General features: G+C 70.7%; 7 protein-coding genes. 5 read left to right on the top strand and 2 right to left on the bottom strand.

The window, feature by feature from the left end; genetic code table 11:
- The first annotated feature begins 48 nt into the window (after window positions 1-48).
- From AC07XP_RS08925 to AC07XP_RS08905, 5 genes are all read left to right on the top strand, one after another.
- Entirely contained in the window at window positions 49-1,806 is a 1,758-nt protein-coding gene (locus AC07XP_RS08925) for a sensor histidine kinase (protein ID WP_495264405.1), read from the top strand.
- Between the two features lie 82 nt (window positions 1,807-1,888).
- A complete protein-coding gene (locus AC07XP_RS08920; RefSeq protein WP_495264404.1) occupies window positions 1,889-2,500 on the top strand; it encodes a cytochrome b in 612 nt (203 codons plus the stop codon).
- Window positions 2,497-3,081, top strand: a complete 585-nt coding sequence (locus AC07XP_RS08915) for a YceI family protein (RefSeq protein ID WP_307697031.1) — start codon at window positions 2,497-2,499, stop codon at window positions 3,079-3,081. The genes AC07XP_RS08920 and AC07XP_RS08915 overlap by 4 nt, the downstream gene beginning before the upstream one ends.
- A gap of 38 nt (window positions 3,082-3,119) precedes the next feature.
- Window positions 3,120-3,752: a YceI family protein gene (locus AC07XP_RS08910; protein WP_070063738.1), complete on the top strand. Its 633-nt coding sequence runs from the start codon at window positions 3,120-3,122 to the stop codon at window positions 3,750-3,752.
- Window positions 3,753-3,777: 25 nt separating this feature from the next.
- The gene (locus tag AC07XP_RS08905) at window positions 3,778-4,425 is read left to right on the top strand and encodes a LysE family translocator (protein WP_095743356.1); all 648 of its coding nucleotides are present in this window, start codon (window positions 3,778-3,780) and stop codon (window positions 4,423-4,425) included.
- Between the two features lie 4 nt (window positions 4,426-4,429).
- Here the strand turns inward: AC07XP_RS08905 and AC07XP_RS08900 are convergent, their stop codons facing one another.
- Window positions 4,430-6,046, bottom strand: coding sequence for a phospholipase D family protein (locus tag AC07XP_RS08900; RefSeq protein ID WP_495264403.1), 1,617 nt, complete (start codon window positions 6,044-6,046; stop codon window positions 4,430-4,432).
- 10 nt (window positions 6,047-6,056) lie between these two features.
- Complete coding sequence (rpoN, locus tag AC07XP_RS08895; protein ID WP_495264402.1) at window positions 6,057-7,646, bottom strand: RNA polymerase factor sigma-54; 1,590 nt, start codon at window positions 7,644-7,646, stop codon at window positions 6,057-6,059.
- Between the last annotated feature and the right edge of the window lie 137 nt (window positions 7,647-7,783).

The raw sequence follows: 7,783 nt of genomic DNA, 5'->3' as shown, positions 1-7,783 counted from the left end.
CTCCGCGGCCCCCCGGCAGACGCCCGCGACGGCGACCACCGCTTCGCGATCCAGTGCGAAGTGCTGCGCTTGTCGATCCGCCCGCTCGGGCCGGTGCTGCTGGTGCAGTACCTGCTCAACTGCGGCGTGGCGGCGCTCTTCGCCTGGCAGTTCTCGCCGGTGCGCGCGCTGGCCTGGCTGGCGCTGGTCACCGGGGTCACGGTGATGCGCGGCTTCTTTCCCCAGCGCCTGCCCGAGCCCTTCACCCCCGCCACCCTGCGCGCCGCGCAGCGCCAGCACACGCTGCGCACGGCCATCTGGGAGCTGGCGCACGGCCTGGCGGGCGTGCTGCTGTTCAACCCCGAGCAGCCCGACCTGCAGCTGCTGCTGGGCCTCATCCTGATGGGCATGACGCTGTCGTCGGCGTTCTCGGTGTCGTTCTACACGCCGGCCACGCAGCTGGCGATCACGCTGCTGCTGGCGCCGGTGATCGTCACGGGCCTGTGGCTCGGGGCGCCGGTGATGATGGCGGTCGCGGTGATCGGCATCGGCCTGACCGCGATGATGTGGAAGCTGGTGGCCGACCATTCGCGCCAGCTCGAGGAGAACATCGGCCTGCGCCTGAACGAGCGCACGCTGCGCGAACAGGCGCTGGCCGGCCTGCGCGCCTCCGAGCAGGCGCAGGCCGAGCGGCTGCGCTTCTTCTCGGCGGCCAACCACGACCTGCGCCAGCCGGTGATGGCCATCGGGCTGCAGGCCGAGGTGCTGCGCCAGCAGCTGCAGCACGGCACCGACAGCGCGGCGGTGCAGCACACGGTGGCCTCGCTCTCGCGCGCGCAGCAGGCGCTCGAGGGCCTGACCAACCAGCTGCTCGAAATCGGCCGCATCGAGGCCGCGGTCGATCCGCTGCGCCCGGCGGCGGTGGCGCTCGCGCCGCTGCTGAACGAGCTGGCGCGCCAGGCCGGCGAAGGCCGCGTCGCGGTGCGCTGCCCGGCCGAGGCGGTGGCCTGGACCGACGCCGTGGCGCTGCGCCGCGTGCTCTCCAACCTGCTGGACAACGCCCTCAAGTTCACTCCGCGCGGGCGCGTGCTGCTGGCCGTCCGGGCGCGCCGCCGGCCCGGCACCGACACCGGGCGCGCGTGGCGCGTCGAGGTGCGCGACAGCGGCATCGGCATCGCGGCCGAGTCGCAGACGCGCGTGTTCGACGACTTCGAGCAGGTCGGCAACGTGGAGCGCAACCTGCAGCACGGCCACGGCCTGGGGCTGGCGATCGTGCGGCGGCTGGCGGGGCAGCTGGGCATCGAGGTCGCGCTGCGCTCGGCGCCGGGCAAGGGCTCGGTCTTCAGCTTCGAGCTGCCGGCGGCCCGCCCCGGTGCGGCGGCCATGCCGGCCCCCGCGCCCTCCGTGGCGATGGACGAGCCCGACGCCGATGCCGTGCTGCGCCCCGGCCTGGCCGTGCTGGTGGTCGAGGACAACATCGTGGTGGCCGACAGCCTCTCGGCGCTGCTGCGGCACTGGCACGTGGCGCCGCGCATCTACGCCAGCGCCGCCGAGGCGCTCGCACTGGCCGACCTGGACGCGCTCGACGCGGCGCTGTGCGACATCCGCCTGCCCGGCGCGTTCAACGGCATCGCGCTGGCCGAGCGACTGGCGCAGCGCAAGCCCGCGCTGACGATCGCGCTGATCTCGGCCGACATCACCGAAGCCACGCAGCAGCTGGCCGCCGCGCGCGGCTGGCATGCGCTGCGCAAGCCGGTGCAGCCGGACGCGCTGCGGCGCGTGCTGCTGCGGGCTCAGCAGCAACAACAACCGCCGTCGCCGTCGTAGCGCTCGGCGGGGGCCGGCCCCGCTGCGGTGTCATCGCTTCCGAGCTATGCTCCGCGCACAGGCCGCCGCCGCCCCTGCCCCGATGTCCGTCGAACCACTTTCCGCCCCTGCCGTTGGCGCCGCCGCCCTGCGCGAGCCCCGCTACGGGCGGGTCGCGATGGCCCTGCACTGGCTGCTCGCGGCGATGATCGTCGGCTCGCTCGGCGTCGGGCTCTACATGACGGGCCTGCCCTTCTCGCCCCAGCGCCTGAAGCTCTACAGCTGGCACAAGTGGGCCGGCATCACCATCCTCCTGCTGTCGGCGCTGCGGCTGCTGTGGCGCCTCACGCACCGCCCGCCGCCGCTGTCCGCGCGGGTGCTGGCGGCCATGCCGGCCTGGCAGCGGGCCGCGCACCGCATCAGCCATGCGCTGATGTACCTGCTGTTCTTCGCGGTCCCGCTGTTCGGCTGGGCCTACAGCTCGGGCATGGGCGTGCCGGTCGTGTGGTTCGGCCTGCTGCCGCTGCCCGACCTGGTGGCGGTCGACAAGGACTTCGCCGAGGCCGTGCTCAAGCCGCTGCACCAGCGCAGCGCCTTCCTGCTGGCCGGCGTCACGCTGCTGCACGTGGCGGCGGCGCTCAAGCACCACTGGATCGACCACGACGGTCTGTTGCAACGCATGTGGCCCGCGCCACGCAAGGAATCCGCCGGATGACGACCCGTCTTTTGTGGGGCGCCGCCGCCCTCCTCGGTCTCGCGCTGCACGCCGCGGCCGAACCCGTGCCGGCCACCACCGCGAAGCTGGTGCCCGAGAAGAGCCAGATCGCCTTCGTCAGCAAGCAGATGGGCGTGCCGGTGGAAGGCAGCTTCAAGCGCTTCGACGCGCAGGTCGCCTTCGACCCGAAGAAGCCCGAGGGCGGCTCGGTCGTGCTGCAGATCGACACCGCCAGCGCCGGCTTCGGCGTGCCCATGAGCGATGCCGAGCTGCCCAAGCCGACCTGGTTCGACACCGCGCATTTCCCGCAGGCCAGCTTCCGCTCGAGCGCCATCAAGGCGCTGGGCGAGGGCCGCTTCGAGATGGCCGGCAAGCTCACCATCAAGGGCGTCAGCAAGTACGTGACGGTGCCCGTGAGCATCGTGTCGTCGGGCGGCGCCTACTCGGTCGCCACGGGCACGCTCACGATCCAGCGGCTCGACTACAAGGTGGGCGACGGCGAATGGACCGACACCTCGGTGGTCGGCAACGAGGTGCAGGTGCGCTTCAAGCTGACGCTCGCGGGCCTCGGGCCGCTGTGACGACGATTTCATTTCCCATGCATCTCTCTTCCTTTGCCATGAACAAGCTCTTCTTCGCCGCGGCCCTTTGCGCGGGCGCGGCCCTGCCCCTGGCCGCAACGGCCCAGGAATACACCGCGCCGCCGCTGGCCGCCAAGCCCGCGGGCGGGCCGGCCAAAAACGCGAGCTACGTGATCGACCCGACCCACACCTTCGTCATGTACGAGATGGGCCACTACGGCACCACCACCAATCGCGGCCGCTTCAGCACCAAGGACGGTTCGGTGCAGATCGACGGCACCGGCGCCAGCGGCAAGGTCGACATCACGATGGACATCAGCTCCATCAACACCGGCGTCGACCTGCTCAACCGCCACGTGCAGAGCAAGGACTTCTTCAACGTGGCCGAATTCCCCACCGGCCGCTTCGTGGCCGAGCGCATCGACTTCAGCGGCGACAAGGTGACCGACGTGCCCGGCACGCTCACGCTCATGGGCCAGACCAAGCCGGTGACGCTGAAGGCCGTGCGCTTCAACTGCTACCTGAACCCGCTCATCAACCGCCAGGTCTGCGGCGGCGACTTCGAGGCCACCGTGCAGCGCAGCGACTGGGGCATCACCTGGGGCCTGAACTTCGGCTTCGAGAACAAGGTGAAGCTGCTGGTGCAGGTCGAAGCCGTGAACGTGCAATGAACCCATCCCCCACCGGAGCCCACCCATGACCGACGCCCACCTCCTGTCCCTGCTCGGCATTGCCGGCGCCATGGCCGTGGGCGCGATGAGCCCCGGCCCGAGCTTCGTGATGGTGGCGCGCACCGCCGTGGCCTCGCGCAGCGACGGGCTCGCGGCGGCGCTGGGCATGGGCGCCGGCGGGCTGGCGTTCTCCATCGCGGCGCTGGCCGGGCTGCAGGCAGCGTTCCTCGCGGTGCCGGCGCTGTACCTCGCGATCAAGGCCTTCGGCGGCGCCTACCTGATCTACCTGGGCTTTCGCATCTGGCGCGGCGCGCGGCAGCCGCTCGCGATCACGCCCGACACGGACGCCTCGCCGCGCAGCCAAGGCCGCAGCGGACGCACCTTCCTGCTCGGCCTGGCCACGCAGATCAGCAACCCGAAGACGGCGGTGGTGTACGCGAGCATCTTCGCGGCCTTCCTGCCGCGCGAGGTGCCGCTGGTGCTGGCGCTCGCCGTGCCGGCCGTGATCTTCTGCATCGAGACGGGCTGGTACGCGATCGTCGCGCTGGCGCTGTCCTCGGCCGCGCCGCGCGCGGCCTACCTGCGCTACAAGACCTGGATCGACCGCGCGGCCGGCGGCGTGATGGGCCTGCTGGGCCTGCGGCTCGTGTGGTCGGCCGTGCGCGGCACCTGAGGCACTAGAGCAGGCTCTCGGGCGTGAGCGGCGACAGCAGTTCGAGCATGGTGCGGTCCCAGAAGCCCGAGTCGGGCTCTTCGTGCAGCACGGTGGTCTTGCCGCCTTCCTCGCTGACCCACTCGATGCGCCGCGAGCCGGTGGCTCCCGCATCGCCGCCTTCGGCAAAGCGCAGCCGGTAGGCGCCCTGCTGCTTGAGCACATCGAGCAGCTTCAAGGTCTGCTGCGCCATCTCGGGGCTGCGGATGAACAGGCCGATCTCGGTGTTGTGGACCTCGGAGCGCGGATCGAAATTCATCGAGCCCACGAACAGGATGCGTTGGTCGATCACCGCCGACTTGGCGTGCAGCCGGCCTACCGAGGTGCCGAACAAACCCAGCCGCACGCTGCGCCGCGTGCGCGCGGAACTCAGCTCGTGCAGCTCGGCGCCCAACGCGAGCATGTCGGCGCGGTAGCGGCGGTAGGCGGTGTGCACCAGCGGTTCGTCGGTGGCGGCGAGCGAGTTGGTGACCACGCTGATCTTCACGTTGCGCCCGCGGATCTCGCGCATCACCTCCAGCCCCGACGCGCCCGGGATCAGGTAGGGCGACACCAGCGTCACCTCGCTGCGCGCGCGGCGCATCTGCTCGACCACGTTGTAGCGCACGCTGTCCACGTCGAGCAGCGGCACGCCGCCATACGACGCGGTCTTGCCGATCACGCGGTCAGGTGAATCGGCATACGCCTCGGCGGTGGTCCAGATCAGGCCGAGCTTGCCGGCGTCGAGGTCGTCGGCCACGGGGCTGTAGCCGAGCAGGTCGTTGGGCGCGGGCCTGGGCGGTGGGGGCGTGGTGTCGGGGCCGGTGGCGGCGTCGAAGCGGCGCTGCAGCTCTTCGCGCGGCAGGTCGGTGTGCACGACCGCGCCGATCGGGCGCACGTGCGGGCTGTTCCAGTACTGGTCGAACAGCACGCCCAGGCGCGGGATCAGCGCACCCGTGACGAAGGTGTCGAGGTCGATGAAGTTCGGGCCCGTGGTGCGGCGGAAGTACTGGTTGCCGATGTTGCGCCCGCCCGCCACCGCCATCGCGCCGTCGGCGATGAAGAGCTTGTTGTGCATGCGGCGGTTGACGCGGCTGAAGTCGAACAGCGATGCGGTGAAGCGCTTGAGCAGGCTGCCGCGCCCGGCCGGGAACGGGTTGAACAGGCGCAGCTCCACGTTCGGCGTGGCGGCAAGGCCGAGCAGCAGTTCGTCTTCGCCGGACGTGTACAGGTCGTCCATCAACAGGCGCACGCGCACCCCGCGCTGGGCCGCATCGCGCAGGGTGCGCAGCAGGTAGCGGCCGGTCTCGTCGTTCTCGATCTGGTAGTACTGCACGTCGAGCGTGCGCTGCGCGCGGCGCGCCAGCTGCAGCCGCGTGTCGAAGGCGAAGTCGCCGCCGGGCATCAGGCGAAAGCCGCTGAGGTCGGGATCGGGCTGCGAGGCCAGCGCGATCTTGCCGAGCGCGGTGTCGGCCGAGACGGCGATGGCCTTGGTGGGCGGGCGCGGTGCCTCGTCGGGCAGCGTGGCGCAGCCGGCAAACAGCAGCGCCGCCGCGATGACGACCACCCAATGCCCACAGCGCGACAGCAGGCGGCTCGTCATCGTCGGTCTTCTAGAGTGCCTTGCGCAGGTTGGCGGGTGCGATGCGCAGCGCTTCGCGGTACTTGGCGACGGTGCGGCGCGCGCACTCGATGCCCTGCTCTTTCAGCATCTCGGAGATCTGGCTGTCGGACAGCGGCTTCTTGATGCTCTCGGAACTCACGAACTGCTTGATCAGCGCGCGCACCGCGGTGCTCGACGCGTTGCCGCCGGTCTCGGTGCCCAGCGCCGAGCCGAAGAAGTACTTGAGCTCGACCGTGCCGAAGGGCGTGGCCATGTACTTGGCGGTGGTCACGCGCGAGATGGTCGACTCGTGCAGGCCCAGCTCGTCGGCGATCTCGCGCAGCACCAGCGGGCGCATGGCCAGCTCGCCGTGCACGAAGTAGCTCTTCTGGCGCTCGACGATGGCGTTGCTCACGCGCAGGATGGTGTCGAAGCGCTGCTGGATGTTCTTGATGAACCAGCGCGCCTCCTGCAGCCGCTGCGACAGCGCCTGGCTGCCCTCGCCCTTGTGCGACTTGAGCGCGCCGGCGTAGATGTCGTGCACGCGCAGGCGCGGCATGACCTCGGGGTTGAGCATGACGCGGAACTTCACGTTGGTGCCGCGCCCGGTCTTGGTGACGATCACATCGGGAATGACGATGTTGCGCTCTACATCGACGAAACGGCGCCCCGGCTTGGGTTCGAGCCGCGCAATGATCTGCAGCGCCGAGCGCACCAGCTCTTCGTTGGTGCGCGTGAGCGTGGCCAGGCGCTTGAAGTCGCGCCGCGCGAGCAGCTCCATGGGCTGCTTGCAGATCGCGATGGCGGTCTTGCGGATGAGCGCCTCGGCCTCGGTCTCGTCTTCGCTGGCGAGCGCCTTCAGCTGGATGCTCAGGCATTCGCCGAGGTCGCGCGCACCGACGCCGACCGGCTCCAGGCTCTGCAGCAGGCCCAGCGCCACCTGGAAGTGGTGCACGAGGTCGTCGAACTGGTCGTTGTCGTCGCCCGCCAGGCCCGAGGCCAGCGCGGGCAGCGAGTCTTCGAGGTAGCCGTCGTCGTTGAGCGATTCGATCAGGAAGCGCAGCGCGGCGCAGTCGTTTTCGTTCAGGCGCAGGCTCAGCGCCTGGCGATGCAGGAAGGACTGCAGCGACTCCTGGCTGCGCGCGAGTTCGGTGGCGTCGGCCCGCTCGTCGTCGCCCAGGTTGTTCTGGCGCGCGGGCGCATCGCTGCCCCACTCGCTGTCGTCGGGCGCCATGTCGACAGTGCCGTCGCCTTCCCAATCGGGCTCGCGCTCGGCGATCTCGGCGGCGGGGCCGTCGGTGTCGGGGGTCGAGGTGCTGGTGTCGCTGGACGTGGAGGAAGTGCTGGCGGCGGACGGCGTGAACTCGGCCTCCCCCTCGCCCACGTCGTCGCGCGGCACCGGCGCGTCGGCCGTGTCCAGCCCGAACTCCTCGCGCGCCGCTTCTTCCGCGGTGCGTTCGAGGAACGGGTTCTCGTCCAGCATCTGCTCCACTTCCTGGCTCAGTTCGAGCGTGGAGAGCTGGAGCAGGCGAATGGACTGCTGCAGCTGTGGCGTCAAGGCCAGATGCTGCGAGACGCGAAGGGACAGCCCTTGCTTCATGAGGAAATGGCTCCCCCCCAGGCTGCGCGCTTCGCGCTACGCCAACCCCCTACCGGGGGCGGGCCGGCCGCTTCGGGCGGCCGTGCGCGGCGGCCCCCGCGAGGAAGCTCCGCGCGGACGGCGGCCACGATGATCCT

This window comes from Variovorax sp. GW531-E2 (genome assembly GCF_059423125.1).
Note: the sequence above shows the minus strand (reverse complement) of the source record. Positions and strands in the feature narration are given on the sequence as shown.

Coding starts and splice junctions, on each gene's coding strand:
- AC07XP_RS08920 (WP_495264404.1), top strand. CDS start 1,889: ATGTCCGTCGAACCACTTTCCGCCCCTGCCGTTGGCGCCGCCGCCCTG.
- AC07XP_RS08915 (WP_307697031.1), top strand. CDS start 2,497: ATGACGACCCGTCTTTTGTGGGGCGCCGCCGCCCTCCTCGGTCTCGCG.
- AC07XP_RS08910 (WP_070063738.1), top strand. CDS start 3,120: ATGAACAAGCTCTTCTTCGCCGCGGCCCTTTGCGCGGGCGCGGCCCTG.
- AC07XP_RS08905 (WP_095743356.1), top strand. CDS start 3,778: ATGACCGACGCCCACCTCCTGTCCCTGCTCGGCATTGCCGGCGCCATG.
- AC07XP_RS08900 (WP_495264403.1), bottom strand. CDS start 6,046: ATGACGAGCCGCCTGCTGTCGCGCTGTGGGCATTGGGTGGTCGTCATC.
- rpoN (WP_495264402.1), bottom strand. CDS start 7,646: ATGAAGCAAGGGCTGTCCCTTCGCGTCTCGCAGCATCTGGCCTTGACG.